This is a genomic window from Streptomyces sp. NPDC033180 (assembly GCF_055577645.1).
In genome coordinates this window covers 80,192-106,383 of the sequence record NZ_JBVIPU010000019.1, presented here as the reverse complement: position 1 = coordinate 106,383, position 26,192 = coordinate 80,192, and the positions used below count along the sequence as shown (strand labels likewise).

Sequence of the window (26,192 nt, the reverse complement as noted above, 5' to 3'; positions counted from 1 at the left end):
CCTGAAATGGAATTGCCCTGGTGAACAGCTCCGATCCGGTCATCGACGCCAACCTCGCCGTCGCACTCGACGCGCTGCTGACCGAGCAGAGCGTCACGCGGGCCGCCGCCCGCCTGCACACCTCGCCGGCAGCCATGAGCCGCACCCTCGCCCGCCTGCGCCGTATCCTCCAAGACCCCCTCCTGGTCCGGGCAGGGCAGACCATGGTCCCCACCCCGCGCGCCCAGGCCCTGCGTGAGGAGGCCGCTGCGGTGGTGCGCAGCCTGGGAGCACTGCTCACCCCGACCGCCGCTGTCGACCCCGCCACCTTGCGCAGCACTTTCACCCTGCAGGCCGCCGACCTGGTCGGTGCGGCACTGGCCTTCGGCTTGCTGCGACTGACCCGGCAAGAGGCGCCGGGGATCTCCTTGCGGTTCAGGGCCGAGGAGTTGGAGGCTGGGCCGGCCCTCCGCGAGGGCCGGATCGATCTGGAGATCGGCTCCATCGACCACGTCGATCCCGAGACCCAGGTCGAAGAGCTGCTCACCCTGCGGATGGTGGCGGCCGTCCGGCCCGGTCACCCCCTCACCGAACAACCCCTGACCCCCGCCCGGCTCGCCGCCGCCGACCATGTCGCGGTGAGCCGCCGCGGCCGGTTCACCGGCCCCCTCGACACCGCTCTGGCCGAGCACGACCTGCATCGGCGGGTCACGGTCGTCCTCCCCAGCCATCTGGCCGCCATGGCCCTCGCCGCCCGCAGCGACATCGTCTGCCTGGTCCCCGCGGCGCTCCCCGGCGCGACTCCCTCACCCCTCACCACCGACGCCACCGCCCTCGGCCTGCGCCTCCTCGACATCCCCCTGCCTCTGCCGCCCCTGACCATCGGCATGGCCTGGCACCCCCGCCAGGCCGCCGACGGAGCCCACCACTGGCTCCGCGACGCGGTCCGCCGCACACTGCGCGCACCGGAAACCTCGACTCCCTCACGTGTCTGAGACTCCCGGCTGCGGGACGGCCGCGCTCGGGCAGGCGGCGTGGCAGGCGCGGCGGCCTTCGCTTCAGTGAGCAACCACCCCTGGCCCCAAGGAGTCTCCGCACACAGGGTGGATCACGACGGCGGGCACCGCTCGGGCGCGCGATGAACCGTCGTGTTCGTCAACCGCGGTGCACCCGATGGACACTGACGGCATAGCCGCCGCCCTCGTAGGGGTGGGCGTCCCACGTCGCGAAGCGGTCGACGAAGGTGAGGCGGGCCGCGGCGCAGTAGGCGTCGTACTCGGGCAGGGTGATGGCGGGCGGCACCGGCAGGTGCGCTTCGTCCAGGCCGAATCCGGCGACCAAGAGGCCGCCCGGGCGCAAGGTCGCGGCCAAGCGAGCGACCACCGCGGCCTCGGTACCCGAGGCAAGGAGCGGGAAGATGTTGCCGGCGGCGACCACCAGGTCGAAGCCCGCCCCCACGTGAAGCTCGGCCGGGTCGAACGTGGCCAGGTCCGCCTGGATCCAGGGCAGTTGCGGCGCCTGCCTGCGCGCCACGGCGAGCATGGAAGCGTCAAGGTCGACCCCGACACAGTCGTACCCGAGCTCCGCCAGCCTGATCATGACCCGGCCGGTCCCGCACCCTGCGTCCAGCACCCGCGCCCCGGCGGGCACCAGCGCGGCGCACAACCGTGCCTCACCGTGCATGTCCTTGCCGCTGCCGGCCAGGGCCGCGAACCGGGCGGCGTAGTCCTCTCCGGACGTCCCACCGGTCAGCTCTTCCCAACGACTCATGAGGGACAGGGTAGGTGAGCAGGACTCTTGGAGGAGTGTCGGAAGCCTGTCGGCGGTGAGGGTGATCCGTCGGCGGTATGTCGGTGCGGGTTGCCATCGTGGACGGACTGGTGCTCTGCACGAGCACGCCGGTCCAGAGCGCAAGGAGCCTGTCATCGTGTCTTCCGCATCCCAGAGGCGGCCATGGGACGTCCACCGACTGCCGTCCGCCGAGGGCAGGAACCTCCTGATCACCGGCGGCAACGCCGGGATCGGCTACTTCACCGCGGAGCAGCTCGCCGCCACCGGCGCCGTCGTCGTACTCGGCAGCCGGAGCGCCGCGAGAGCCGACGCCGCCATGGCCTCGATCCGCTCGCGCGTCCCCGAAGCGCGGCTGCGGCACCTCCAGCTGGACCTCGCCGACCCGTCGTCCCTGAAGACCGCCGTGGCCGGGCTGGACCTCGATCATCTCGACGCGGTGGTCTACAACGCAGGGGTCGCTTTCGACGACCCGCCGCGTCGCGAGACCGACGACGGCCACGAGCTGATGTTCGCCACCAACCACCTCGGCCACTTCGCACTCACCCAGTGGCTGGCCCCGCTGCTGTCCGCCGCGCCGGCCGGCCGCGTGGTGACCGTGGGAAGCTTCGCGGCGCGGTCCGAGCGACTGGACCTGGGCGATCTGCAGTCGTCCCGGGACTACCGGCCCAAGCGCACCTACGGCCGGTCGAAGCTGGCGCAGATGTCCTTCGGCTTCGAACTCGATCGCCGCCTGCGTACCGTCGGCAGCACCGTGCTCAGTGTGGTGGCCCACCCCGGCGGCGCGCTGGACTCCCTCACCCCGTCCCGCCCGTCGATACGCGTGACCACCTCCGGCGAGCGGCTGCGAGCCCTGCCCGCCGGGCTCCTGGTGCAGGGCAAGGACGCCGGAGCATGGCCCGTCGTCCGTGCCGTCCTCGACCCCGAGGTGCGGGGAGGGCAGTTGTGGGGGCCGAGGGTCTTCGGCCTGCGTGGCCTGCCACGGCTCGAGCCGGTCCCCTCTCATATGGCCGACCCGGCCGTCGCCGCTCGCCTGTGGGCCGCCAGCGCCGAGCTGGCCGGCACCGACCCGCACCTCGGCATTCGGTAGGCGGGCGAGCGGCAGGAGCGGAAGGGGCAGGCCGGCAGGGCGGCGACCACGGTGACGGCCCCGAAGGGGACCGGAACCCGGGACCAGGACCCGGCGCCGGAACCCCGGGAAAGCTGCTGGACGACGCACTACCCTGCCCAGGTGCCCCCAGCCGCTGTGAACGAAGCCCAGGAACCGCGTGCCGTCGTCGCCTTGACGGATGTGGCCGTCCACCGCCGCACCACGGGGCAGGAAGTCATCCTCGACGGCATCAACTGGACCGTCCGGCCCGGCGAGCACTGGGCGCTACTCGGTCCCAACGGAGCAGGCAAGACCACCCTGCTCCGGCTCATCGGGGCGGTCATGTACCCCACGAACGGCACTGTCGAGGTTCTCGGTCACCGCCTCGGCCGGGTCGACATGCGCGAACTGCGGGCCCACATCGGCCTGGTCTGTGCCGCCCAGAAAGTCCCGCTCGACGCCACCGCCCACACCGTCGTCCTCACCGGAGCGTCCGGGACCGTGCAGCCGCTGTGGAGGACGTACGCCACCGCGACGCGCGAGCGCGCCCACGCCCTGCTCGCCGAGCTGGGGTGCAAGGAACTCGCCGACCGTCGTTTCGGCGACTGCTCGGGTGGCCAGCGCTCCCGCATCCTCATCAGCCGTGCCTTGATGGCCGACCCCTCTCTGCTCCTCCTCGACGAGCCCTTCAACGCCCTTGACCTGCCCTCCCGCGAGGACCTCGTGGACGCGCTGCACCGACTGGCCGCCGACCGGCCCGGCCTCGCCACCGCCACCATCACCCATCACTTGGAGGAACTGCCGCCCAGCACCACTCATGCCTTCCTCCTCAAGGAAGGGCGCAGGCTGGCATCCGGCCCGGCCGACCACGTCCTCACACCGGACAACATGACGTCCTGCTTCGGACGCCCTATTCACGTCACTCGCCACGACGGCCGCTGGTACGCACGCTCGGGCCGCCGGCGCTGAGACCGCGATGGGCAAGTTGAACGACGCCAACTCCGCGCCAGTTTCTCCTTGTTGAGGACAAAGTATGGACGATGCGAGGCCCGCTTCGTACGCTGGGCGTCGCTCTCGTACACAAGTCTGCGCACGGCGCGGCGTTACGCGTTACGCCGCGACCCGCACCACCGGCATGTGCATCACCTCCCTCCGCGGACACGGGCTCCGGCGGCCCGGGCCGCCTCACAGCGCCCAGCAGGAGACCGAGTGACGCCACACGAGCACCCCCCGCGCCCCCGCCGTATCCGCCCCCGCACCCGCACCCGTCTGAGACCGCGCAGAGCCGCCGGGATCCTCCTGGGGCTGCTCATGGCCGCCGGCGGCGCTGTCACCGCGCCGGCCGCCGGCGCCGCCGACAAGCCCTTCGCCGACCTGCCGCCGCAGGAACCCGGGGTCACGCTGCGGGTGTTCGACGTCCAGTCCCCGCTGAGCAAGATCTGTGACCTCAAGCCCGCCCAGACCCCCAACGTCGACAAGCTGATCCCCGCCGTCGACTGGTCCTCCACGGAGGGCTTCGGGTTCAGCGACAACTTCGTGTCGCAGATCATCGGCAACATCAACATCCCCGCCGACGGCGCGTACACCTTCCGTCTGATCAGTGACGACGGCTCCCGCCTGTTCATCGGCGGGAAGAAGGTCATCGACCACGACGGACTGCACGGGGCCGAGCCCAAGGACGGCGAGATCACCCTCACCCCGGGCTACCATCCGCTGCGCATCGACCACTTCGACCGGAGCAACGATCAGCAGGTCACCCTGCAGTGGAAGCCGCCCGGCGCCGACGCCTTCACCCTCGTACCGAACTCCGTGCTCAGTACGGATGCCGACGTGGTCCGGGTAACCGCCCCGGGCCGCAAGGAGTGCGAGGGCAGCTACGACACCCCGGGCGACGGCCTCCCCCTGACGTCGGTCAACCCCGGCTACACGCTGACCGATCTGCGCCCCAAGGGATTCGAGCCGCAGGTCTCCGCGATGGACTGGCTGCCCGACGGCCGACTCGCCGTGACCACCTGGGGCGGCAGCCAGGAGACCAAGGGCCAGGTGTACGTCCTGGACAACGTCACCGGCGACACCGGGCCGGACAAGGTCACCTACGAGAAGATCGCCGACGGGCTCAAGGAGCCGATGGGCGTCAAGTACGTGGACGGGAAGCTGTATGTCTCGGAGAAACACCAGCTGACCGAACTCGCCGACCTGGAGGGCGACAACGACCCGAGCGAGCGGCGGAAGATCGCCGAGTGGCCCTACGGCGGAAACTTCCACGAGTTCGCCTTCGGGCTGCTCTACGAGAAGGGCGACTTCTACCTGAACCTGTCCGTCGCCATCAACTACGGCGGCGCGACGACCGATCCGCAGCCCGCCCCCAACCGCGGCACCACGATCAAGGTGAACAAGGCGACCGGAAAGGTCAGTTACCTGGCCGGCGGCCTGCGCACCCCCAACGGCATCGGCCGCGGCCCCGGTGGGGAGCTGTTCGTCACCGACAACCAGGGCGGCTGGCTGCCCGCATCGAAACTGATGCACGTCAAGCAGGACCGGTTCTTCAACCACTACACGAACCCGGACGGGCCGTTCGACGACAAGAGCGTCACCAAGCCGGTGCTGTGGCTGCCGCAGAACGAGATCGCCAACTCCCCCAGCACCCCCATGACGGTCGAGAAGGGTACGTTCGCCGGTCAGTTGATGTTCGGCGACGTCACGTACGGTGGACTGCAGCGCGCCGACCTGGAGAAGGTCAACGGCGAGTTCCAGGGCGCGGTGTTCCGCCACACGCAGGGCCTTGAGGCCGGCATCTCCCGCATCTCCACCGGTCCGGACGGGGCGATCTACACCGGAGGCCTTGGCGCGGACGGCAACTGGGGCCAGGAGGGCAAGCTCCGCTTCGGCCTGCAGAAGCTCACCCCGAACGGCAAGACCGCCTTCGACATCAAGACGATGCGCGCCACCAGCGACGGCTTCAAGCTCACCTACACCAAGCCGTTGTCGGACAAGACGGTCGAGAAGCTGACCAGCGGGGCCTACTCCGTCGAGCAGTGGCGATACGCCCCCACCCCCGCCTACGGCGGCCCCAAGGTCGACGAGGAGTCCCTGCCCGTCACCAAGGCCGACATCTCCGACGACCGGCGGACCGTTCAGCTGACCATCCCCGGACTCAAGAGCGACCGCGTGGTGCACGTACGCTCACCGCGTCCGTTCTCCTCGGCCGACGACGAGCAACTGTGGTCCACCGAGGCCTGGTACACCCTGAACGCACGCCCCGGCCACGACGAGCCGGTCATCTCCTACGACGCCGAGTCGGCGCGGCTGTCCGGGGGCGCGGACATCGACACCGAGCACGCCGGCTTCACCGGCAGCGGCTTCGTCGACGGTTTCAGCGAACCCGGCGCCACCGCCACCTTCGACATCCAGGCCCCGTCCAAGGGCACTTACGCGGTGGGCCTGCGCTACGCCAACGGCCCGCATCCCGCGCCCGGCACCAAAACCGTCAGCGTGCGTGTGAACGGCGGACCCGCGCGCCAGACGCATCTGCCCTCCACGGAGACGTGGAAACGCTGGTCGACCAAGACTGAACAACTCGACCTGCGCAAGGGCCGCAACACACTCACCTACACCTACGGGCCGAAAGACACCGGCCACGTCAACCTCGACATGGTCGAAGTACGTCGGCCCGGCAGCCGCATCGACCTCTTCTCCGGTGGCAGCACCTCCACCGCCTGGCAGCACCCCGACGGACTCAGCCCTCAATGGCCCCACACCGCCGACAAGTCGATCGAGGTGTGCTGCGGCGACATCCGCACCAAACAGGCCTTCGACGACTTCACCCTGCACGCCGAGTTCCGCGTGCCCAAACTCCCCGACGACGTCACCGGACAGGACCGCGGCAACAGCGGAATCTATCTCCAGGAACGCTACGAGATCCAGATCCTGGACTCCTACGGAGTAGAGAAACTCGCCGCGAACGAAGCCGCCTCCATCTACAACAAGAAGGCCGCCGACCACAACGCCGCCACGGAGCCCGAAACCTGGCAGACCTACGACATCACCTTCCGCGCGGCCCGCTTCGACGCGGACGGCAAGAAGACCGCCGACGCCAGAATCACCGTGGTGTGGAACGGCAAGAAGGTCCACGACAACGTGGCCGTCGACGGCCCCACCGGAGCAGGAGACGCCGAATCCGCGGCCGCGGGCGCCATCCGCCTCCAGGACCACGGCAACAAGGTCCGCTTCCGCAACATCTGGATCCAACCCGCCAACTGAACCAACGCACTGGACCCACATCTGCCGGGCCCACCCACCATTCCAAGGGCGGGCCCGGCAGTGTGCCGGTGGGCAGCCTCCGCGCGGCCCCGTGCTCCCGCAGCCCCTATTCGTCCGAGGGGAACCCAGCGGTGAGGTAGGCCGACAGTTGCCCCGGTGCGTCCTCCTGGAGCAGATGGCCCGCCCCCTCGATCCAGTGCAGCTCGGAGTGCGGGATGCGCTCGTGCAGCCAAGTGGCGTACTTCGGGGGAAGGATGCGGTCCTCGCGGCCCCAGATGAGACGTACCGGCAGCGACATCCCGCCCAGCAGGTGCTCGTACGCGGCCGTGTCCTCCTGCCTGATCTGGCTGTACTGACGGTAGAACGCGGCCTGCCCTTCGGCCCCTCGCCACGGTGCGAGGAACGCGTCCAGGACTCCCGGCCGGAAGCCGACGTGCGTCGCGTGCCGCAGATGGCCGGCCACCAGCGCTTCGTGAGCGTAATCCGGAAGTTCCTTGAAGACGTCCGCGTGCTCCAGGATGAGCTGGAAAAGCCCGCGCTCCCACTCACCGCCGCTCACCGCGTCGAAGAGCGTCAGGTCCCGGTAAGCCCTCTCCTCCAGCAACAGGGTCCGAAGCGCCACGGCCCCGCCGATGTCGTGGGCGACGACGCTGGGACAGGACAGTTCCCAGTGGTCGAGGAGCCGCGCGAAGTTCCGCGCGTGAGCGGCCAGGCTGAGGTCCTGGCCCTCACGCTGGTCGGACTGGCCGAAGCCGAGATGGTCGAAGACGAAGACCTTGCGGGTACGGGCGAGCGCCGGTGCGATGTCCCGCCAGAGAAAGGAGGAGTACGGGGTGCCGTGCACCAGCACGACGGGGTCGCCGCTGCCGAGAACGCTCCACCGCACCATCCCCTGAGGCGTCTCGAACTCCTCGCCCAGTGTCCATCCCACCCTTGGCCTCCCTCTTGATCTCGATTGCCCCGGGCAACGGTACGCCTCACGGCGGGTGGTCATCCGCGCCGCGCTCGTGGCCGTTTGCAAAATGCGACGAACGGAGTTATCCCGAAGATACGGAGGGACAGGGAAGACAGGGATGCGACGTGGGACCCCTGAGACGGACGAGGGTGAACGAGGTGCTGTTCATCGACCGTGTGGACGCGGGGCGCCGCCTCGCCGAAGCTGTGCGGCACCTGCGGGAGGAAAAGCCGGTCGTCCTCGGTCTGCCCAGGGGTGGCGTGCCGGTGGCCTTTGAGGTGGCCCGGGCGCTCAACGCTCCGCTCGATGTGATCGTGGTCCGCAAGCTCGGCGTCCCCCACCAGCCCGAAGTGGGATTCGGCGCCATCGGCGAGGGCGGCATCCGGGTCATCAGCAACGACATCGTGCGCCACTGCCGGATCAAGCCGGCGGAGCGCGCGAAGGTCGAGGAAGCCGAGACACGGGAGCTGCTGCGCCGGCTGCGGCGTTACCGCGACGGTCGGCCCCGAGTGGCGGTCGAGGGCCGCACGGTGATGGTGGTGGACGACGGGGTCGCGACCGGCGCCACGGCCGCGGCGGCGTGCCGGGTCGCACGGGCACAGGGAGCGGCCCGTGTCGTGCTCGCCGTGCCGACGGCGCCGGCGGATGTGGTGGACCGATTGCGCGCTGCGGCCGACGAAGTGGTGTGCCTGTCCAAGCCGCCCCTGTTCGGGTCCGTGGGCCAGTGGTATCAGAACTTCACGCAAACCACCGACGAGGAAGTGGTCACCCGCCTGGCACGGGCCGCGGCCGGCTGGATGTCCAACTCCGCGCCGGAGGTGGGAAATGGTGCGGAGGAAGGCCGTCCAAGGAGTCACGAGTGAGTCGAGGCCGGCTAGCCGGCTAGCGAGCGCAGGGTGGCCTTGCGTCCGCCGAAAGGCATCGGCACCCCCGTCCGCCACCGTCCATGGACAGTGGCGGACGGACGAGTGCGGGCGTCGTCTCAGGTACCGCAGTTGCCCGACGTCGGCTCGTCGGCAAAGCGCCGCCCGAGCCACTCAAGTGCCGGACCGTTGCCCTGAATTGCCGTTCCCACATGGGACTGTCCGGGGAAGGACTTCCACTCCACCGCGTTCCCCTTCGCGCACCAGTCGGCCCGCAGCTTCCGCCCGACCGCGTAGGGGATCGTCTCGTCCGCCTCCCCGTGGTACACGAACGTCGGTGCCGACGGCCGCTTGGTTCCGATCAGCTGCTTGGCGATGGCCCGCTGCCAGTCCGGCCGGTCCAGCGGGTTGGACGTGGTCACGTCCTCGATCGTCTTGCCGCGCCCTGCCTCCAGGACCGTACCGACGCACTCGTTCCGGACCACTTCGGCAAGCTCGCGGCCCTCCTTGTTGAGGTACTTCTTGAGAGCCAGCGCAGGGTGGGCGGCGTTCTGGCCGACGGCGGACATCAGCAGATAGCCGGCGCTGTCCCCGCCCTCCAGCGAGTCGGCGACCTGGGCGAGATCGGCGGGGACACCGCCGCTCGCCGTTCCCTTGACCTTCAACTCGGGAGCGTAGGTCGCGGCCATCTCGGCGGCCTTCGCGCTGGCGCCGCCGCCCTGGGAGTAACCCATGATCCCGACGGGCGCGTCCGCGGAGACACCGTACTTCGCCGCGTCCGGGTGCCGCTGGGCCGCGCGCGCCGCGTCGAGGACGGCGCTGCCCTGCGCCTTGGCGACCATGTAGGTGTGGTCGCCAGGGGTGCCGAGGCCTTCGTAGTCGGTGACGACAACGGCGTAGCCACGCACCAGCGCGGCGTTGACGAGCGGCGCCTCGGCCGTCGTACCACCCGGGAATCCGGCGGACGGCGCGCACTTGTCGCCGAGGCCGACCGTGCCGACGGCGTACGTGATCAGCGGGCGAGGGGTGACCCTCCCGTCGTCGGGAACGATCACGGTGCCGGAGACCGCGTTGGCACGTCCGTTGGCGGATGTCGACCGATAGGTGATCTGCCAAGCCTTGGTGGGGGTCGGCACGCCCGGGGTGTACTGGAACGAAGACGGCTTCGAGCTGATGATCCTGCCAGGAGCGGCCTTCGCACCCGGCTTCTTCCTCGGCTTCTTCCCCCGGCTCTCCCCCGGCTTCTTCGGGGTCTTCCCGGCGGTCTGCGCCGCGGAGTGGGCCGAGGGCGTCGCGTCCGGGGCGCCGCCCAGCGCGTTCGTGCTCTGCGCGGCGGCGGACCCGGGGAGCCCGAGCACCGCCACCGCGAGGACGGTACCCGCGGCAACCGGTCGTCTGCGTAAGGCTGACATCATGCGGCTCTCCCAACTCTCCTGTGGGCAAGGGGGGTTGGCAAGCACCGTACTGACCCGTCAGTAATACGGCCATAGACGTGCAGGAACCAAGGCGGTTACTACTGCTCACGGCTCCGACGGGCGAGATGGACAGTGATGTCGGCGGCAATCTCGACCGTCTGCGGCAGAACCCGCGCGATCCGTCCCAACACCTGGACCTGCTCCGGGGCGGGCAATACCAAATAGGCCGAGATGGTCGAGAGCTGGCCGACATATTCGCGAGCACTCATCGTCAAGCGCCGCTGAATCATGGACTGTTGCACTTCGGTGAACAGCTCGGAGTGTTGGAGTTCCGTGCCCGGCCACTGCATGCCCTGCTCCGGAGGCGTCCCGTCCGGGGACGGGATCTCGTCGCTCTCCAGGAACGGTGCTCGCGCCGCGCGAACAGCTTCCCTCACGGTTGGATCGGCCAGCTGGATCGGCCCACCGAACGACGCGAACACGCCGCCCGGCTCCAGCAGCGCGGCCATGCGGGGCCAACGAGCTTCCGGCTTCGTCCAGTGCAGCGCCGCTGCCGCGTACACCAACCCGTACCTTCCGCCCGGTCGCAAGCTCTCGCCCGGCCGCAGGTCCTCGAACGCGGCTTGCACCGTCCGGACGCTTGATGGAACGTGCTTGCGCAACTCGGCAAGCATGTCCCCGTCGGGCTCCGTCGCGGTGACCTCAATGCCCCGTCGAGCGAACAGGCGGGTCGCTTTGCCTGTCCCAGCGCCAATCTCGAGGGCGGTCCGCACCGGCTGCTGCCCCGCGTACTGCATCACCGTGTCGAAAAGCTGCGTGGGGTACCCCGGCCGGAACCGTTCGTACGCCTCCGCCATCGGTCCGAAGCTCAGTGCCCGATCAGACATGCCGTCCATGTACCCGTGCTGCTCCGTTTACGTGTGCTGCTCCGTTTACGTGTGCTGCTCCGTGTAGTGCGCGCGAAGCAGGTCGGCACCCCAGTCGTGGCGGACGTGCCGCCAGACCGAGTGGGCGTGATTGCCGTCGTCCTGGGTGTTGTCGTACTCGATGAGCAAGTCCGGGGCCCGAACGCAGTAATAGTGCCGGTCGCCCGGCGCGCGGCCACCGCCCCAGGCGAACGAGAGAGCATCCAGCCCTCGCGCCACGGCGTCGGACCAGCATTCCCGCGCATACGCCGCGGGCGCACGGTCCAGATAGCGGCGCACCAGGCGTTCGAGCAGCCGTTGTTGACCGGCAGTCATGTCGCCGTACGTCAGGCCGGCCGGCAGCAGGTCCGGATCGGCGAAGGGATCGTCGCGGGTCAGGATGTCGTCCGGCGGAGCGGCGGCGAAGATCGCTTTGGCCCGCCGGCCGACGTCCAGGTCCGTGACCAGCTGCCGCGCCAGATCTTCCTCCGGCCCCAGCAACCGGCGGCCGGCCTGCGGGCCGTCCGCGATGCGCGCCGGTTCCGCACCGATGAAGTGCGGCGTCACCCGGATGCCATCCGGTGTGATCAGTAGGTGTACGGCAAGGTGGTGGCCGTTCATCCGCCAGCCCCAGGGACCGCCGCCGTCCGGATCTCCCAGCAAGCGCACCCAGTAGCGGTCGTCACCCGTCGCGCCGGCCGCGGCGCGGCGGTGCCGCTCCACTTCGATCGCGCCGCGGGCCAGCTCCGCCCCCGCCGCGCTGTGCGCCGCGGCCAGCACGGCGTCGACCGCCTCGCGCTGCCGAGCGTCAAGGCCGTCGGTGGCCAACCCGGGGCGCGAACCCGGCAGGTACGTCCACTCCCGTAGCTCGGGCGCATCCAGGCGGGCGGGCCCTGCGCGCAGCACACGCGCCTGCTCCGGTTCCAGCACGCGCAGCAGCGCCCGCACCGCCTCCCGCACGGCCGCGGTCGCCGACTCCCTTGGATGTCCGTCCACCGTTCCTCCTCCCCCCCCCCGGCGCCGGAACCGGCGCGCACGCAAGGCGATGTCATTCCCCTGGGACCCATGGTGCGCCATCCGGTGACGACGCGACACCGGATCCCGGCTCGGCACGCCCGGCTCCGCGGAGCAACCCGTCCGGAAGCGCCGGGCGATCAGCCGTCAGCTGCCGAAGGGGACATCCGCCGGGGTGGCCATGCGGCGGGTGCCGGGGTGGGCCTTCACGTAGTCCGTGATGTACGAGAGCGACTCCCGCACCCCGCTGTCGTCAGTGCCGCAACCCTTCGGGCCGTTGACGCCGTCCGGGTAGCACGACATCCGGTTGCCGTAGATCAGGCTGTCCACGGCGGCGCCCCCGTCGGAGGCCTCGAGCAGGGTGGCGGCACGCTCCCCGTCCCCCTTCCCCACCGTCCAGCCGACGGTCTGCGCGAGACTTCCGGCGTCCCGAGGATTCCTGCCGGCCTCGAGCTCCTGCCGGATGGTGCCGAACTTCAGCGCCATGTTGAACAGGCCGTTGTCCATCACGCGCTGGTTTCCGGGGACATTCGGCCCGTGTTCGGCGAAGCCGTCCCGGACCTGAGCGTAGGTGCCGCTGAAGCTGACCGCTTCCTTGGAGTTCAGGTCACCGAGGGCGTTCTTCCAACCGCTGCCGCCCTCCTTGCCGTAGAAGCCGTAGAGCACCCGGATGCCCCTGCTTTCCAGCTTCTCGCGTGCCATGTCCCGCAGTTCGGCCACGGAGCAGTGGCGCCACTCGGGATCACTGCTGTCACACCAGTCGGGGTTCTTCATGTCCAGCCAGACGAACGAGACGTGACGCCCTTCGTCGTGCTCCTTCGCGACCTGGTCGAACATGGCCGACATGCTGTCGCCGGAGCTGGTGAGGGTGCCGTCGTGGTCCGCCCACCAGCCCTTGCGCCAGGCCGTGGCGTCGATCTCCAGCGCGTTGGCCCCGTTGGAGAGCGCGGTGGCCACCCCGCCTGTGGTCAGCACCCGGTGGGCGATGGCCCAGGTGGGGCGTTGCGCGGCGGCGCTCGGTGCGGCCTTGGAGGTCTCGTCCTTTGCCACGGCCGTGGCGACTCCGGTGCCCAAGGTGGTTGCGGAGACGATCAGAGTCAGCGGGAGCAACGTGGCGCGAAGCCGGCGTGGGGCGGCCATAAGGACGGGTCCTTTCTGTTTCGGGCTACGTGGAGCACAAGCCCGTCTGCCGTGCGGTGGCTGCCTGTCGTACAGCCGGGCGGGCCGACTGCCCGCGACTGCAGACCCTACGTCAAGTTACCCACGGGTAATAGATGGGTGCGCTCCGTGAAAGATGGGTCAGTTCTCGATTGCGCCGACCAGCAGATCCGCCAGCTCCACAGGGCGGCTGAGCGCGACGCAGTGGCTCGCGGCGATCTCGTCAGGGACCACCCCGAGACGTTCCAGCGCGAGCCCGCGCAGGAATTCGGGCGGCAGCAGGCGATCCTCGGTGCACAGCACGAAGCCGGTCGGCACGGCCGGCCAGGCGTCGAGCGGCCACGGCTGGGCCGACGCGGCCGCGGACGGGTGTGCCCGCTCCCGGCTCATCGCTTCCTCGGCGAGCTCGTGGGGCACGTCGTGGTAGAACGCCGCGTAGGGGTCGTCGCTGCCGGTGAGGCCGCCGTCCCGGGCCGCCTGGCGCCGCACCGCCTCGGTGTAGCCGGTGTTGCTCCACCACTGATCCGGTGTCTCGCCCGGCGAGGGGACCATCCCGGCGACCAGGATCAGCGCCTCGACCGGGCGTCGGGCGGCGACCAGGGGCGCGGTGAACGCGCCGAACGAATGACCCACGACCACGAGTCCGTCCCGGCCGCCGACTGCCTCCACCACGGCGTCGGCGTAGTCGTCGAGCGTCAGCGAGTCATCGTCGCCCGGCAGATCCGGAGCCACCACGTCGTGCCCACGCGCCCGTAGCTCCGCCTCGACCAGATGCCAGGACCAGCCGACATCGCCGGCGCCGTGGATCAGCACGAACGTACTCACAACAAGGCTCCCAACCGACGTCAGAAGGAGAGACACCCGTCTGTTGCCACGTCCGCGAGGCGGGTTCTAGGACCCGTTGGGGATGAGAAGCGCCGCGCACAGGGCGACAACGGCGCACAAGGCTCCTGCCATCGCCAGGAGGATCGCCTGAGCCTGCTTGGAATCCGTGTCCTCGCCCTCCAGAGGGGCGCGACTCAGGTCCCACACGGCTTGGATCTGCACAGACAATCCGATGACCACTCCAAGCAGGACGATGGCGTCGGTCATTTCATTCTCATTCCTCCGCGCGGCCACGTTCGCGCTCGGCGCGCTCGCGGCTCCCTTCCTGTTCCCTCTCGTGGCGCACTTCCACCAGCGCCTCCCAGGTCTCCAGGGGGCTCGAGCAGGCGCCGTACAGTGCGATGATCCACCGGTACCGCTTTCGCTTGGTGGTCAACGCGCCGCAGCGATCCGATCTCCTTGAACCGGCGGATCCGGATTCGGCCTCCACCGGGGAGCCTCGGAGCCCTCTCGCCCACGAGCCGGCCCTCCCTCAAGTGCCCTTCACCGACCCACCGGTGGCCGACTACTGTGTCCCCTGCCTGTTCCGGTCTCCCGGCTCAGACGGTCGGTCGGCCAACCTCGCAGCGCGCCACCCCTGCCCAACTCCTGTACGCGCAGCCCGAGATGGGTTCCCGACCCTCCGAGGAGCTCCCGCATGGACCAGCCTCAGATCCTCGTCCTGGACGCCACCGGCAGCGACCGGCATGCCGAAGATGCCGAGTTGCGCTCGCGTGGACCGGCCACCCGCGTCGATGTCCTCGGAGTCGAGGCGTGGGCTGTGACCGATCCGGCCCTGCTGAAACAGCTCCTCACCGACCCACGGGTCTCCAAAGATCCTCGCCGGCACTGGCCGATGTTCCCCGACAGGATCGTCGGCACCTGGCCACTCGCCCTGTGGGTGGCCGTCGACAACATGTTCACCGCCTTCGGCGGCGATCACCGGCGGCTGCGCCGTCTGGTCAGCCCGGCTTTCACCTCGCGCCGCATCGCGGCCCTGCAGCCGCGCATCGAGGAGATATCCCACGCGCTGCTCGACGAACTCGAGACCATTCCGGCCGGAGAGCCCGCCGACCTGCGCGAGCGGTTCGCCTATCCGCTCCCGATCCGGGTCATCAGCGAACTCATGGGGCTTCCCGACCACGCCCAGGCCGGTTTCCGCCCCACCGTCGACGGCGTCTTCGACACCACGCTGAGCCCCGAGCAGGCCGCCGCGAACACCCAGGAGTTGTACGCGATCATGGCCGACCTGGTCGCAGCCAAGCGTGCCGAGCCCGGCGAGGACATGACCTCCGTACTCATCGCCACCCGGGACGAGGACGGTTCAGCGCTGACCGAACAGGAGCTCCTCGACACGCTCCTCCTCGTGATCAGCGCGGGCTACGAGACCACCGTCAACCTGCTGGACCAGGCCATCGCCGCGCTGCTCACCCACCCCGAACAGCTCGCCCTGGTCCGCGAGGGCAAGAGTGCGTGGACAGACGTCACCGAAGAGACGCTGCGCTACGAGGCGCCCGTCGCGCACCTGCCGATGCGGTACGCGGTCGAGGACATTCCGCTGGCGCAGGGACTCACGATCCGTCAGGGCGAGGCGATCCTCGCCTCCTACGCGGCAGCAGGCCGCCACCCCGACCTGCACGGCCCGAGCGCCGGCTCCTTCGACCTGACCCGGGCCGGCAAGAACCATCTCGCCTTCGGTCACGGCGTCCACGTCTGTCTCGGCGCCGCCCTGGCCCGCATGGAGGCCGAGACCGCGCTGCGGTCACTGTTCACCCGTTTCCCGGACCTCACCCTCGCCGTACCCGCATCCGACCTGCGCCCCGCGGGGTCGTTCATCTCCAACGGGCACAGCGAACTGCCGGTCACCCTCCGCCCGGATACCGAGAACTGACTCAGCCGCTCCCCCTGCGGGCGCGAGTGTTCCCTGCGCGCTCAGGGGCGCGTATGACAGGGTCGGGGAATGTTTCCCGACGACAACAAAATTGAACTCTCCCTGATGGAACGGGCGGCCGTTGTCACGCTGCGCCACGAGATCGACATCCAGGACGCCGGCGGAGTCACCGCTGCCTTCCAGGCCGCCCTGGCCCACCGTGACGCCGACGCCACTCTGCTCGTGCTCGCCGAACTCACCTTCGCCGACAGCACCCTGCTCGGTCTGATCATGCACACCTGCACCGAGCACGAGCAGACGCAGCGCCCCTTCGTCCTGGCCGGCCCCTTCCACACGTCCGTCCAGCGTGTGCTCGAGATCACCGGTGCCGCCGACGTACTGCCTCTGGCCGACACCCGCAAAGAAGGACTGCGGCAACTGCGCACGCTGCTCGGCGCCGCCACCACGCACAGCACCTGACACATCTGGCCGGCGGCGCGATTCGCCCGCCCTCGCCGCGGGCGGACTCACCCTCGGGCGTTGGCATTTGGGGGAATCAGCGTGTCCGAAGGCCGGCCAGGGCGTTGACCAGCCCAGGCGCCAAAGAAGCGGGGTGCTCCGGCCGCGCGACATCGGTTGAGGCCGGCTTGGCGCCTTCCTGCTGATCGATCCCAAGGAGAAAGAAGTATGTCTGCCATGAAGAAGACGATGAGCGTGGTGCTGGCCACCGGTGGTCTCGTGATGGGCGCGGCCGGTCTCGCATCCGCTGACGCCGGTGCCCAGGGTGCTGCCGTGGGTTCGCCGGGCGTGCTCTCGGGCAACCAGGCGCAGGTCCCGATCCACATCCCGGTCAACGTGTGCGGCAACACCGTCAACGTCATCGGCCTGCTCAACCCGGCCTTCGGCAACACCTGCGTCAACGCCTGACCAGCCGTACCGCACCGTAGGAGAGCCTGCCGGCTCGACACGGTCTGAGCGAGCGTGCCACCGACCCTCCTTTTCGGTGGCACGCTCGCCCTTTTCGCAGCACCCCCACCGGTCACGGTCCTCAGCGGTGGCGCAGAGTACTCCGTATGACGACACCCGCAGAGCTGCTCCGTTCCTTCGCACGTGTCCGGGCCTCGCTCGACGGCGCGGAGGTCACGTACTGGTGGTCCGGAGACGTGTACTCCTGGGCCCCCGACGAGCCCTACCAGCGCGTCTTCGGCTTCGAAGGGCTCAACGTCTCCCGTCTTGTCCAGGACGCCGAAGGTGGCCCGGACGCCTACCAACTGCTCACCCGCGAGGCCGCCTTCTATCTGGACCCCGTGACGCGCGAGATCATCGAGACCTGGCAGGACCTGCCGGTGGTGCACATCTGGAACGACCCGGCGAACCAGAAGTGGCGTCCCTTCCCCATACCGACGACTGATCTCGGCGGGCAGGTCTGCTTCAGCCTGGAGATCCCGCTCGCCTATCCTTCGCCACTGCCGGTGGCCCAGTACCCACTCCACTCGGCCGACGACACGTACAAGGCTCTGGAGCTCTTCCAGTTCTTCGCGGACCGCGCCGACCTGGCCGGTACGGCGCCCAGCGTCCCGGCCACCATGTCGTGGTCCCGGATGTCCCCGTGGCTCCCGTGGATGGCCCGTGGCCAGCAGCCCGGCGGCCTCACCTTTCACTGCCGGGGTCGCAAGCTCGGCTCGTACACGGAGGTCCCCGAGCGCACCCGTGCCTACATCGCCGACCACCACCCGGAGTTCGCCCGGGCCCCGGAGAAGTGGAGCGAGCCGAACGAGACCAGCTGGACATACTTTCGCAAGCTCAACCCACCGAAGTAGCGCTGGCGCCTTGCGCGCCCCTTCCCTCAGCCCGCCACGTACACGGTGTTGGTGGCGTTTCCGCCTTGGAGGGGGTTGGGGAAATCGACTACGTGGCTCTCCGACTTCGGGAAGACCTCGGCGAGCACCGCGTTGAATTCCGCGTCCGGCGGGTCGTTCGACCACAGGGCGAAGACGCCTCCGGGGCGCAGCCGCCTGGCGAGTGCTCGCAGACCACTGGGCTCGTAGAGCGCCGCGTGGCTGGGGTGCAGGACGTGGCGGGGCGAGTGGTCGACGTCGAGGAGGATGGCGTGGAAGCGGCGATCCGGCTCCTCGGGGTCCAGACCGCTGCCCTCGCCTGCCATCGCGAAGAAGTCGCCCTGGACCAGGCGGCATCGGGGATCTGACGACAGGCCGGCGCCCAGCGGCACGTATCCGCGCTCATGCCACTCGATCACCTCGCCAAGTGCCTCGATCACGGTCAGCGAGCGCACCCGCCGGTCGTCGAGGGCGGCACGTGCGGTGTATCCGAGGCCGAGGCCGCCCACCGCGACATCCAGTTCGGTGTCCGGCAGTTGTTCGAGGCCGAGCCGGGTCAGGGCGATCTCGCCGGCGGTGAAGAGGCTGGACATCAGGAACTCGTCACCGAGCTTCACCTCGTACACGTCGTCGCCCGATGCAGGGTCCCGTCGCCGCCGCAGGCTGATGTCCCCCATCGGTGTCGGACGCCAGTCGATCTCCTCGAAACGCACGCTCATCCGTTCACTTTCTGGGCAGCTCGGGCAGGTGGACCGGCAGGTGGTCAGGCATCGATGATGACCGGGATGATCAGGGGCCTGCGGCGGTGGGTGCGGAACGCCCAGTTCGCCACGGCGCGAGCGATGAGCTGTTCGAGCTGGTGGGCGTCCCCGACCCCTTCTTCGGCGGCGGTGGCCAGGGTCTTCTCGATCACCGGGATGACCGACTCGAAGGTGGTGTCATCGTGGACGAAGCCTCGGGCCAGGAAGTCGGGGGCCTCGGCCAGTGCCCCCGTATCGGCGTCGACGATGGCCACCACCGTGACGACGCCCTCCTCGGCCAGCGTGAGCCGGTCCTTCAACGAGGCTTCGGTGACGCCGCCGACGGTCATCCCGTCCACATAGACGTAGCCGGCGGGGACCTTGCCGGTGATGGAGGCACGGCCGTCGACGAGGTCGACGACGACGCCGTCCTCGGCGATGACGACCCGGTCGGGGTCGACGCCGGTGCGGACGGCCAGATCGGCGTTGGCCTTCAGGTGCTTCCACTCGCCGTGCACGGGCATGACGTTGCGCGGCTTGACGATGTTGTAGCAGTAGATGAGCTCACCGGCGCTGGCGTGCCCCGAGACATGCACCTTGGCGTTGCCCTTGTGGACGACGTTCGCGCCCCAGCGGGTCAGCCCGTTGATCACTCGGTAGATCGCCGTTTCGTTGCCGGGGATCAGGGAGCTGGCCAGCAGAACGGTGTCCCCCTTGCCGATGCGGATCACGTGGTCGCGGTTGGCCATCCGGGACAGTGCGGCCATCGGCTCGCCCTGGGACCCGGTGCACACCAGGGTGATCCGGTTCTCGGGGAGCTTCTCCAGCTCCTTCATGCTGACGACCAGGCCCGACGGGACCTTCAGATAGCCCAGGTCGCGGGCGATGCCCATGTTGCGGACCATCGAGCGGCCCACGAAGGCGACCTTGCGGCCGTACTGGTGGGCGGCGTCGAGCACCTGCTGGATGCGGTGTACGTGGCTGGCGAAACTCGAGACGATGACCCGCCTCGGCGCGGTGCGCAGGACCTGCTCGATCGCGGGGTTCAGCTCACGCTCGGAGGTGGTGAAGCCCGGCACCTCGGCGTTGGTGGAGTCGGTGAGGAACAGGTCGACACCCTCTTCGCCGAGCCGGGCGAAAGCACGCAGGTCGGTGATCCGGTCGTCCAGCGGGAACTGGTCCATCTTGAAGTCACCGGTGTGGAGCACCATGCCGGCTCCCGTTCGGATGGCGACGGCGAGCCCATCGGGGATGGAGTGGTTGACCGCCACGAACTCGCAGTCGAAGGGCCCGAAGCCGCGCCGGTCCCCCTCCCGTACCCGGACCGTGCGCGGTCGGATGTTGTGTTCCTTGAGCTTGGCCTCCAGAAAGGCCAGCGTCAGCTTGGATCCGACGACGGGGATGTCGGACCGTTCACGCAGCAAGTAGGGCACGCCGCCGATGTGGTCTTCGTGGCCGTGAGTGAGCACCATGGCCACGACATCGTCCAGGCGGTCCCGGATCGAGGTGAAGTCGGGAAGGATCACGTCGACGCCGGGCTGGTTCTCTTCGGGGAAGAGCACGCCGCAGTCGACGATGAGCAGCTTCCCGGCGTGCTCGAAGACGGTCATGTTGCGGCCGATCTCACCCAGCCCGCCCAGGGCGACAACCCGCAGGCCTCCCTTGGGCAGCGGCGGGGCGGGCTTCAGCTCGGGGTGCGGATGGCTCATACGGTGACGCTACCGGAGAGTTGAAAGGGCCGGTCCCAGGGACGCCCGCGCTCTGGTCCGGACGAGCGAACCGCGGGAGCAGCTCAGACGACCCCGATCGAGGTGACCTCGTAGACCGCCGCGGAGCTCATGGACAGTCCGCGGCAGGTCAGCTGACATGGCGGGGTGCGGTAGGAGTGCACCTCGACGTCGATGGCCGTCGGGCGAGGCGGGCGGCCGGTGAGGCGGATTCGCCAGCGGTTGTCCTCGCGGGACGTCTCGACGACCGCGTAGTCATGTCTGCCTGCCGGGCCGAAGCGTCGGAGTACGGCTGCGACGGCAGCCTGCTGTGGCGGGAAGAGATCCGTGTATCCGCGCAGATGTTCCGCGTGAATCCGGCCGGCCAGGTGCTCTTCGACCACCGTCACGGATGACGTGGCGTCGAGACCGCCGTAGTAGACGCCGTCGGGTGCGAGAACGACGTTGGCGGCGAACCGGTCGCCGCCGATGTGGGTGCATTCCCACACCAGGTCCGGCCAGCGCTCGTTGAGGGCACGTCCCACGGGCCGGCCGCGGACGGCGCAGCAGGTGTCGTGCTGTCCGTGCGCGCAGACAAGGACGACGGGCGGACAGCCGAGCTCTCCGGGGGTTCCGAGGGCATCGGCGATCTCCGCCAAGTCCTGATCACGGCTCCATGTCCCCCACTGCTGACGGCAGGCGCCGGAGTCCTCCTGGCGCAACACGGCCCAGCGCCTGGGTCCTTCGAGGCCGCGGCGTCCGTGCCGCCGGACCAGAAGTACACGTGCCCGCACCGCTTGGGCGGCGGCGAACACGAGGCCTTTGGTGTGCGGATCGAGGTCGAGTCCGTCGAAGCCGTTGGGCGGCCAGCCGCTCGCGTACTCGATGAGTACCCAGATGGAGCCGTGCGGTGCTGTGCCCGCGAGTGAGTCGCCGCGGGTCCGCGCGGCCTCGGCGCAGAAGAAGCGTTCTGCCGCGATCACCATGGCTGTGTCACTGTCCCGCGGGCACCAGTACGCCCGCGCGCAGCAGTCTCTCGACGAGTTCGACACCGAGATCGCCGGCGGTGCGGACCTCGCCGTCGAGCATGCGGGCCACCGACGGCAGATCGGTCTGCGGGAAGTCGAGCCAGCCCACGCGCGTGGCCAGGCGGGCGCCGTCAAGACGCGCTTCCAGCTCCCTGCGAAGCCGTACCCGGGAGTGAGGGCCAAGGCCGTCCACGGCTCTGAGCTGGGCCAGCGGTCCCAGCGGCGCGGGGCGCCCCTGGCCGCGCCTGGCGCGGTGGAACAGTGGAGCGGAATCGACCTTGGTGAGGGCGTCGCCGAGGCGTTCGCGGACGATGTCGATCTCGCCGTCGGGCCCGTTTACCCCCAGAGGCAGGGTGCCGCGCATCTCGGGGTCGTCGCGCAGCGCCGCGAGTGCGGACTGGGCGAGGTGTTCGGCCAGCGCGTAACGCGTCCAGCTGTGGATGCCCAGTGTCAGGTGGATCGAGACCTCTCCCTGCGCCTGCGCGGCGTGCAGCCAGCCCCGCGGCAGGTAGAGGACGTCGCCGGGTTTGAGAACGGTGTCGATGCGGGGCTCGCTTTTCGCGGCCTCGGCGACGGCCCGGCGGCGGTCGGTCCAGGGCTGGTCGCGCAGGGGGGCGGGGTGGACGGGCTCGTGGATGAGCCAGCGTTTGGCGCCGTCGATCTGGAGTACGAAGACATCGTGGACGTCGTAGTGGTCATCGAACCCGCGGTTCTGCGGCGGGGTGACGTAGGCGTTGGCCTGCACCGGATGCCCCAGCTCCGTGCTCAGCCGGGCGCTGAAGTCCGCGACCGGCGCCCACGTGCGCTGCAGAGCTTGCAGGACGAGTGTGGCGCCGTCTGCGAACCTTCGCCACAGCGCGGTGTCGTCCAGTTGGTCGCCGATGGTGGCGCCGACGCCGGCGGACGAGGTGAACGACGATTCAGGGAGCGTGGAGCCGTCCTTGGCGAGGCGGAGAAAGGGCGTACGCAGCCCCCGACGCGAGGTCAGTTCGTCCACGGCATCGGCGGAGAACAGATCGGAGAAGTCACTCGCGCCTCGCGTGAGCAGCGCTGTGCGCGCCCAGACGTCGCGGGCGAACCGCTCTTTGCTCAGGCCGGTCAGCCGTGTCTCCAAAACGCCGACGCCTGCTGCGGCGTCGGCGTTGTGGAGCTCGGTCGGGGGGATACTCAAGAGCCGCTTGCGGACTCGTCGGCTCCGCCGTCGGCACCCCCGTCGTGGACGCCGGGCGTGCCCGCCGCACCGCCGTCCGCGGGCCCCTCGGCCCCACCGTCGGCGCCTCCGTCGTGAACGCCGGGCGTGCCCGCCGCACCGCCGTCCGCGGGCCCCTCGGCCCCACCGTCGGCGCCTCCGTCGTGGACACCGGGCGTGCCCGCGGCACCGCCGTCCGCAGGCCCCTCGTGCTGGTTCGGATCCTGCTCGGGGTTGGTCATCGTTCCTCCTGAGAATCGAACGGCGGGGACTGGGCACACCCTCGAGATCCCGCTCTGCTTTCACCAAGCTCGCTCACGCGATTCTGGTCGGCAACCCGAAGCCACCGCGGGAAGGCATGACGGGGCGGCAAGTCGGCGGGCACCGGGCAGCCAGTGCGCAGGCAGCGGGTCATGATGACGTCGTGGCAACCGATGACCCGCAGTACACCGAGGACGGCCGGCACATCATCATCAAGGGCCGACGCTGGCGGGCCACAGACCCCCTCGTACCCGACGACGTGGCGAAGCGGCTGACTCACCACCTCATGTCGGCCCGCCGGGCTGTCGCCTCAGCAGGCGACGACGAGGACGCGCGGATGGGCGCCCGAGCCCGTGTGCAGCTCGCCAAGACAGGGCTGGGGGAACGCGGCACTGCCTGGTGGGAGCAGACCCCGGCCGAACGACGTGAACGCTGGGACGACTGCTTGCGCCGGCTGGAAGCAGAGCCGCCCTCCTGACGATGTCACGCGGACTCACCCAGAGGGCTCATCCGGTACCGGCTTCTCCGGGTGGCTTTCCAGGGCCCGGGATTCGCCGCGCCTTGCCGTGCCCCCTTCGTCCGCGCGGGGGACGTCGGTCGACTTGCTGCTGTCGCCGTCGCCGTCGCCGTCGCTGTCATCCGCGACCTTGCCCACGTCCAGGTCCCAGGCGTCCGGCTCGTCCGTCGCCTGCTGGTCGGGGGGATCCCTGGGAACGGGCGTGCTGCCGTCCTCGCCCGGGGAAGCCGGTATCCGATCACTCACGATGTCTCCTCCTTGGCCCTTCGGCACTTGGCCGGAGCAGGTACCCGCGGACGGCGTGACGACACGTCGCGACAAGGGTCGCATGGGTGTTCCCGCTGCTCACCTCAGGTCACCAGGAATGAGGGCGGCCTGCTCAACTCGCCATGCCTGAGCGGGACTTGGCAGGGTACCCGGAGGCGCATGCAGCGAAATCTCTTCGATCCCGAGAATCTCATCCAGCCCGCGTCGGCCCCCGGGCTCACGCAGGAGAACGCGATGGCGGTCCGCTACACCGTCAAGGGCGAGGCGCGAGCCCGGCAGGGGACGATGGTCGCCTGGCGAGGCTCCCTGGAGTTCGAGCGACAGGGCCAGGGCGTCGGCAACTTCCTCAAGCGCGCGGTGACCGGCGAGGGCCTCGCCCTGATGTCGGTCAGCGGTGAGGGTGAGGCGTGGTTCGCGTCCGACGCGGCGCACTGCTTCCTCGTCGACGTGGACGAGAACCGCGGCCTCACGGTCAACGGCAGGAACATCCTGTGCTTCGACGCCTCGCTGGACTACGACATCACCACGGTCAAGGGCGCGGGAATGGCGGGCGGCGGTCTGTTCAACTGCACGTTCACCGGCACCGGCCGACTGGCGTTGACCAGTGCGGGCATCCCGTTGGTGCTGCCTGTGACGCCGAACGCGCCCGTCCACGTGGACACCGACGCGGTCGTCGCCTGGAGCCCGCAGCTGCAAGCGTCGCTGCACCGTTCCCAGAGCGTCGGATCGATGGCGAAGGGCGGCTCGGGCGAGGCGGTGCAACTCAAGCTGGAGGGAGAAGGCGTCGTGGTGGTCAACCCCGGCGAACCCAAGCCGGCCCCGGCATCCTGACCTCCTGAGCGTGGCTCCATGGACCAAGACCTTGTGCGCTGAGCCGGGACCTTGTCCAGATCTTCGTGGCTTCCGCCAATACGGAGGCCCGCTGAGGCTCGTAGAGACTGCCAGCCAAGAGCCGCGGCATGCCCGGCAACGGGGGTCGCGCAAAGGCATTTCCGATGGAGGCAGCACCATGAGCGCACAGCAACAGTACGACGAGATCGGTGAGGCGTACGAGGGGTTCAAGGCTCTGCCGTTGGAACAGTACGCAGTGGTTCCCAGCTTCCTGGCGATGGTCGGGGACGTGCGCGGTACGTCGGTCCTGGACCTCGCCTCCGGCACCGGCTTCTACAGCAGGGAGTTCAAGCGGCGCGGCGCCACCCATGTCCTCGGCATCGACATCTCGGGGGAAATGGTCGCCGTGGCACAGCAGTTGGAGGAGCGCGATCCGCTGGGTGTGCGCTACGAGATCGGCGATGTGGCGGAGCTGCGGCCGCTCGGCGAGCGCTTCGACACCGTGCTGGCGGTCCAACTGCTCAACTACGCCCCGGACATCGCCACGACGGAACGCATGTGCCGCAACATCCACCGGAACATGAAGCCGGGCGGCGAGCTGTTCGCGCTGAACCAGTCGCCCGACTTCCGGTTCGACGGGCCGGGCCCGGACAAGTACGGCTTCCGCAGCGAGCTCACCGGTGCTCAAGTCGAGACGGGGCCGCAGGTGAGGACCACGGCGCTGCTCGACCCGGCACCGGTCTCGTTCATCGCCAACCTGCCGCGCCGCGAGGTCTATGAGAAGTGCCTTCAGGCGGCAGGTTTCAGCGACCTGGCCTGGGTGCCGCTGACGGTGTCGGAAGCCGGTGTGCGCGAGTTCGGGGCGGACCACTGGGCGGACTTCCATGACAACCCCCCGCTGGAGATGCTGCGCTGCCGCGCCTGACGGACGGCGGGGCGGCCGGCGGGACGAGGGGTGGGCCCGGCCGTCCCAGGCCGGGCCCACCCGTGGGCGCGCACCACTGCCCGTGACGCCACGCCGCTCTGTGTCGTACTCAGGTACGCGTCACCATCGGTACCAGCGGCCCTTGCGGCCGCCGCTCGCGGCGGGCCGGACCACGAAGCCGAGCAGCCACACCACCAGCACGATGACCGCGATCCACCACAACGCCTTCAGCGCGAAACCCGCACCGAAGAGAAGCAGAGCCAGAAGAAGCACCAGAATCAGGGGAACCATTGCTATCAACCTCCAGCCCATCAGGTGCTCCGAGACCTGTCGCGTAAACACAGGAAAAGTGATCGCGGGCATGATGTTTACCGAGCGGCTGAGCGGCCAGGCGAACTGACAGAACATGACGTCGATGCCAAGGAGCGTGAGCGGACCATGACCGCCAACGAGAAGGCCAAGGCAAAGGTCGAGCAGGCTACCGGCGCCGCCGCGGAAGCCGCCGGACGCGCGGTGGGCAATGAAAGCCTCACTGCCAAGGGCCGCGCCCAGCAGATGAAGGGCGACGCACGCCAGGCCAAGGAGAAGACCAAGGACATCGGCAAGCACTGACACCGGACGACACCAGACCGCGGGGGGGGGGGGGGGGGGGGGGGGGGGGGGGGGGGGGGGAGGGGGGGGGGGGGGGGGGGGGGGGGGGGGGGGGGGGGGGGGGGGAAGCGGGTGGTA

The 26,192-nt window shown here is 69.6% G+C and carries 28 protein-coding genes and 1 pseudogene; 13 read left to right on the top strand and 16 right to left on the bottom strand.

Annotated elements, in window-relative coordinates:
* The first annotated feature begins 20 nt into the window (after positions 1–20).
* A complete protein-coding gene (locus tag ACZ5WE_RS34900; protein ID WP_467694364.1) occupies positions 21–974 on the top strand; it encodes a LysR family transcriptional regulator in 954 nt (317 codons plus the stop codon).
* Between the two features lie 160 nt (positions 975–1,134).
* Here the strand turns inward: ACZ5WE_RS34900 and ACZ5WE_RS34895 are convergent, their stop codons facing one another.
* On the bottom strand, positions 1,135–1,749 hold the full coding sequence (locus ACZ5WE_RS34895) for a class I SAM-dependent methyltransferase (RefSeq protein ID WP_467694366.1): 615 nt from the start codon (positions 1,747–1,749) through the stop codon (positions 1,135–1,137).
* A gap of 157 nt (positions 1,750–1,906) precedes the next feature.
* On the opposite strand from ACZ5WE_RS34895, the gene ACZ5WE_RS34890 reads away from it, so the two are divergent.
* The 3 genes from ACZ5WE_RS34890 (at position 1,907) to ACZ5WE_RS34880 (ending at position 7,117) form a co-directional block, all read left to right on the top strand.
* A complete protein-coding gene (locus ACZ5WE_RS34890) occupies positions 1,907–2,857 on the top strand; it encodes an SDR family NAD(P)-dependent oxidoreductase (protein WP_467694367.1) in 951 nt (316 codons plus the stop codon).
* Positions 2,858–2,998: 141 nt separating this feature from the next.
* A complete protein-coding gene (locus tag ACZ5WE_RS34885) occupies positions 2,999–3,826 on the top strand; it encodes an ABC transporter ATP-binding protein (RefSeq protein WP_467694369.1) in 828 nt (275 codons plus the stop codon).
* A 276-nt stretch (positions 3,827–4,102) separates the two neighbouring features.
* Entirely contained in the window at positions 4,103–7,117 is a 3,015-nt protein-coding gene (locus tag ACZ5WE_RS34880) for a 3-keto-alpha-glucoside-1,2-lyase-like domain-containing protein (protein WP_467694557.1), read from the top strand.
* Positions 7,118–7,223: 106 nt separating this feature from the next.
* Here ACZ5WE_RS34880 and ACZ5WE_RS34875 read toward each other — a convergent pair whose 3' ends face one another.
* Positions 7,224–8,048: an alpha/beta fold hydrolase gene (locus ACZ5WE_RS34875; RefSeq protein WP_467694371.1), complete on the bottom strand. Its 825-nt coding sequence runs from the start codon at positions 8,046–8,048 to the stop codon at positions 7,224–7,226.
* A 182-nt stretch (positions 8,049–8,230) separates the two neighbouring features.
* Here ACZ5WE_RS34875 and ACZ5WE_RS34870 point away from each other — a divergent pair.
* Positions 8,231–8,863 (top strand): annotated as a pseudogene (locus tag ACZ5WE_RS34870) (phosphoribosyltransferase); the annotation flags it as partial.
* Positions 8,864–9,054: 191 nt separating this feature from the next.
* Here the strand turns inward: ACZ5WE_RS34870 and ACZ5WE_RS34865 are convergent.
* The 7 genes from ACZ5WE_RS34865 to ACZ5WE_RS34835 all read right to left on the bottom strand — a co-directional run bounded on the left by ACZ5WE_RS34865 (position 9,055) and on the right by ACZ5WE_RS34835 (position 14,688).
* Positions 9,055–10,350: a lipase family protein gene (locus ACZ5WE_RS34865; RefSeq protein ID WP_467694373.1), complete on the bottom strand. Its 1,296-nt coding sequence runs from the start codon at positions 10,348–10,350 to the stop codon at positions 9,055–9,057.
* Positions 10,351–10,448: 98 nt separating this feature from the next.
* Complete coding sequence (locus ACZ5WE_RS34860) at positions 10,449–11,246, bottom strand: class I SAM-dependent methyltransferase (RefSeq protein WP_467694375.1); 798 nt, start codon at positions 11,244–11,246, stop codon at positions 10,449–10,451.
* Between the two features lie 36 nt (positions 11,247–11,282).
* Complete coding sequence (locus ACZ5WE_RS34855) at positions 11,283–12,251, bottom strand: DUF3500 domain-containing protein (protein ID WP_467694377.1); 969 nt, start codon at positions 12,249–12,251, stop codon at positions 11,283–11,285.
* 165 nt (positions 12,252–12,416) lie between these two features.
* The gene (locus tag ACZ5WE_RS34850; protein WP_467694378.1) at positions 12,417–13,409 is read right to left on the bottom strand and encodes a PI-PLC domain-containing protein; all 993 of its coding nucleotides are present in this window, start codon (positions 13,407–13,409) and stop codon (positions 12,417–12,419) included.
* Between the two features lie 159 nt (positions 13,410–13,568).
* Positions 13,569–14,252, bottom strand: coding sequence for an alpha/beta fold hydrolase (locus ACZ5WE_RS34845; protein ID WP_467694380.1), 684 nt, complete (start codon positions 14,250–14,252; stop codon positions 13,569–13,571).
* A 66-nt stretch (positions 14,253–14,318) separates the two neighbouring features.
* The gene (locus ACZ5WE_RS34840; protein WP_467694381.1) at positions 14,319–14,519 is read right to left on the bottom strand and encodes a hypothetical protein; all 201 of its coding nucleotides are present in this window, start codon (positions 14,517–14,519) and stop codon (positions 14,319–14,321) included.
* Positions 14,520–14,526: 7 nt separating this feature from the next.
* Complete coding sequence (locus ACZ5WE_RS34835) at positions 14,527–14,688, bottom strand: hypothetical protein (protein WP_467694382.1); 162 nt, start codon at positions 14,686–14,688, stop codon at positions 14,527–14,529.
* Between the two features lie 261 nt (positions 14,689–14,949).
* On the opposite strand from ACZ5WE_RS34835, the gene ACZ5WE_RS34830 reads away from it, so the two are divergent.
* The 4 genes from ACZ5WE_RS34830 (at position 14,950) to ACZ5WE_RS34815 (ending at position 17,981) form a co-directional block, all read left to right on the top strand.
* Complete coding sequence (locus ACZ5WE_RS34830) at positions 14,950–16,182, top strand: cytochrome P450 family protein (RefSeq protein ID WP_467694383.1); 1,233 nt, start codon at positions 14,950–14,952, stop codon at positions 16,180–16,182.
* A 69-nt stretch (positions 16,183–16,251) separates the two neighbouring features.
* The gene (locus tag ACZ5WE_RS34825) at positions 16,252–16,641 is read left to right on the top strand and encodes an STAS domain-containing protein (protein ID WP_467694385.1); all 390 of its coding nucleotides are present in this window, start codon (positions 16,252–16,254) and stop codon (positions 16,639–16,641) included.
* Between the two features lie 216 nt (positions 16,642–16,857).
* Positions 16,858–17,088 carry a chaplin gene (locus ACZ5WE_RS34820; RefSeq protein WP_467694559.1) on the top strand — a complete coding sequence of 77 codons (231 nt, stop codon included), beginning with the start codon at positions 16,858–16,860 and terminating at the stop codon, positions 17,086–17,088.
* Between the two features lie 146 nt (positions 17,089–17,234).
* Positions 17,235–17,981 carry a DUF1838 family protein gene (locus ACZ5WE_RS34815; RefSeq protein WP_467694387.1) on the top strand — a complete coding sequence of 249 codons (747 nt, stop codon included), beginning with the start codon at positions 17,235–17,237 and terminating at the stop codon, positions 17,979–17,981.
* 26 nt (positions 17,982–18,007) lie between these two features.
* Here the strand turns inward: ACZ5WE_RS34815 and ACZ5WE_RS34810 are convergent, their stop codons facing one another.
* The 5 genes from ACZ5WE_RS34810 to ACZ5WE_RS34790 all read right to left on the bottom strand — a co-directional run bounded on the left by ACZ5WE_RS34810 (position 18,008) and on the right by ACZ5WE_RS34790 (position 22,904).
* Positions 18,008–18,718: a polyamine aminopropyltransferase gene (locus ACZ5WE_RS34810; RefSeq protein ID WP_467694389.1), complete on the bottom strand. Its 711-nt coding sequence runs from the start codon at positions 18,716–18,718 to the stop codon at positions 18,008–18,010.
* 44 nt (positions 18,719–18,762) lie between these two features.
* Positions 18,763–20,448 carry a ribonuclease J gene (locus tag ACZ5WE_RS34805; protein ID WP_467694391.1) on the bottom strand — a complete coding sequence of 562 codons (1,686 nt, stop codon included), beginning with the start codon at positions 20,446–20,448 and terminating at the stop codon, positions 18,763–18,765.
* A gap of 83 nt (positions 20,449–20,531) precedes the next feature.
* Complete coding sequence (locus tag ACZ5WE_RS34800) at positions 20,532–21,431, bottom strand: sucrase ferredoxin (RefSeq protein WP_467694393.1); 900 nt, start codon at positions 21,429–21,431, stop codon at positions 20,532–20,534.
* A gap of 7 nt (positions 21,432–21,438) precedes the next feature.
* On the bottom strand, positions 21,439–22,644 hold the full coding sequence (locus ACZ5WE_RS34795) for a cupin domain-containing protein (RefSeq protein WP_467694395.1): 1,206 nt from the start codon (positions 22,642–22,644) through the stop codon (positions 21,439–21,441).
* On the bottom strand, positions 22,641–22,904 hold the full coding sequence (locus tag ACZ5WE_RS34790; RefSeq protein WP_467694397.1) for a BatC protein: 264 nt from the start codon (positions 22,902–22,904) through the stop codon (positions 22,641–22,643). The genes ACZ5WE_RS34795 and ACZ5WE_RS34790 overlap by 4 nt, the downstream gene beginning before the upstream one ends.
* A 182-nt stretch (positions 22,905–23,086) precedes the next feature.
* Here ACZ5WE_RS34790 and ACZ5WE_RS34785 point away from each other — a divergent pair, with 182 nt between their 5' ends.
* Positions 23,087–23,401, top strand: a complete 315-nt coding sequence (locus ACZ5WE_RS34785) for a hypothetical protein (protein WP_467694399.1) — start codon at positions 23,087–23,089, stop codon at positions 23,399–23,401.
* Between the two features lie 15 nt (positions 23,402–23,416).
* Here the strand turns inward: ACZ5WE_RS34785 and ACZ5WE_RS34780 are convergent, their stop codons facing one another.
* The gene (locus ACZ5WE_RS34780) at positions 23,417–23,686 is read right to left on the bottom strand and encodes a hypothetical protein (RefSeq protein ID WP_467694401.1); all 270 of its coding nucleotides are present in this window, start codon (positions 23,684–23,686) and stop codon (positions 23,417–23,419) included.
* A 180-nt stretch (positions 23,687–23,866) separates the two neighbouring features.
* On the opposite strand from ACZ5WE_RS34780, the gene ACZ5WE_RS34775 reads away from it, so the two are divergent.
* Positions 23,867–24,538 (top strand): AIM24 family protein, encoded by a 672-nt coding sequence (locus ACZ5WE_RS34775; protein WP_467694403.1) that lies wholly within the window; start codon positions 23,867–23,869, stop codon positions 24,536–24,538.
* A gap of 178 nt (positions 24,539–24,716) precedes the next feature.
* Positions 24,717–25,463: a class I SAM-dependent methyltransferase gene (locus tag ACZ5WE_RS34770; protein ID WP_467694405.1), complete on the top strand. Its 747-nt coding sequence runs from the start codon at positions 24,717–24,719 to the stop codon at positions 25,461–25,463.
* A gap of 120 nt (positions 25,464–25,583) precedes the next feature.
* On the opposite strand, the gene ACZ5WE_RS34765 is transcribed toward ACZ5WE_RS34770, so the two are convergent.
* Entirely contained in the window at positions 25,584–25,754 is a 171-nt protein-coding gene (locus tag ACZ5WE_RS34765) for a hydrophobic protein (protein WP_361834918.1), read from the bottom strand.
* 147 nt (positions 25,755–25,901) lie between these two features.
* On the opposite strand from ACZ5WE_RS34765, the gene ACZ5WE_RS34760 reads away from it, so the two are divergent.
* The gene (locus tag ACZ5WE_RS34760; RefSeq protein ID WP_467694407.1) at positions 25,902–26,075 is read left to right on the top strand and encodes a CsbD family protein; all 174 of its coding nucleotides are present in this window, start codon (positions 25,902–25,904) and stop codon (positions 26,073–26,075) included.
* Positions 26,076–26,192 lie beyond the last annotated feature (117 nt).

Coding starts and splice junctions, on each gene's coding strand:
- ACZ5WE_RS34895 (WP_467694366.1), bottom strand. CDS start 1,749: ATGAGTCGTTGGGAAGAGCTGACCGGTGGGACGTCCGGAGAGGACTAC.
- ACZ5WE_RS34865 (WP_467694373.1), bottom strand. CDS start 10,350: ATGATGTCAGCCTTACGCAGACGACCGGTTGCCGCGGGTACCGTCCTC.
- ACZ5WE_RS34860 (WP_467694375.1), bottom strand. CDS start 11,246: ATGGACGGCATGTCTGATCGGGCACTGAGCTTCGGACCGATGGCGGAG.
- ACZ5WE_RS34850 (WP_467694378.1), bottom strand. CDS start 13,409: ATGGCCGCCCCACGCCGGCTTCGCGCCACGTTGCTCCCGCTGACTCTG.
- ACZ5WE_RS34840 (WP_467694381.1), bottom strand. CDS start 14,519: ATGACCGACGCCATCGTCCTGCTTGGAGTGGTCATCGGATTGTCTGTG.
- ACZ5WE_RS34830 (WP_467694383.1), top strand. CDS start 14,950: ATGGACCAGCCTCAGATCCTCGTCCTGGACGCCACCGGCAGCGACCGG.
- ACZ5WE_RS34825 (WP_467694385.1), top strand. CDS start 16,252: ATGTTTCCCGACGACAACAAAATTGAACTCTCCCTGATGGAACGGGCG.
- ACZ5WE_RS34820 (WP_467694559.1), top strand. CDS start 16,858: ATGAAGAAGACGATGAGCGTGGTGCTGGCCACCGGTGGTCTCGTGATG.
- ACZ5WE_RS34815 (WP_467694387.1), top strand. CDS start 17,235: ATGACGACACCCGCAGAGCTGCTCCGTTCCTTCGCACGTGTCCGGGCC.
- ACZ5WE_RS34810 (WP_467694389.1), bottom strand. CDS start 18,718: ATGAGCGTGCGTTTCGAGGAGATCGACTGGCGTCCGACACCGATGGGG.
- ACZ5WE_RS34805 (WP_467694391.1), bottom strand. CDS start 20,448: ATGAGCCATCCGCACCCCGAGCTGAAGCCCGCCCCGCCGCTGCCCAAG.
- ACZ5WE_RS34800 (WP_467694393.1), bottom strand. CDS start 21,431: ATGGTGATCGCGGCAGAACGCTTCTTCTGCGCCGAGGCCGCGCGGACC.
- ACZ5WE_RS34790 (WP_467694397.1), bottom strand. CDS start 22,904: ATGACCAACCCCGAGCAGGATCCGAACCAGCACGAGGGGCCTGCGGAC.
- ACZ5WE_RS34775 (WP_467694403.1), top strand. CDS start 23,867: ATGCAGCGAAATCTCTTCGATCCCGAGAATCTCATCCAGCCCGCGTCG.
- ACZ5WE_RS34770 (WP_467694405.1), top strand. CDS start 24,717: ATGAGCGCACAGCAACAGTACGACGAGATCGGTGAGGCGTACGAGGGG.
- ACZ5WE_RS34765 (WP_361834918.1), bottom strand. CDS start 25,754: ATGGTTCCCCTGATTCTGGTGCTTCTTCTGGCTCTGCTTCTCTTCGGT.
- ACZ5WE_RS34760 (WP_467694407.1), top strand. CDS start 25,902: ATGACCGCCAACGAGAAGGCCAAGGCAAAGGTCGAGCAGGCTACCGGC.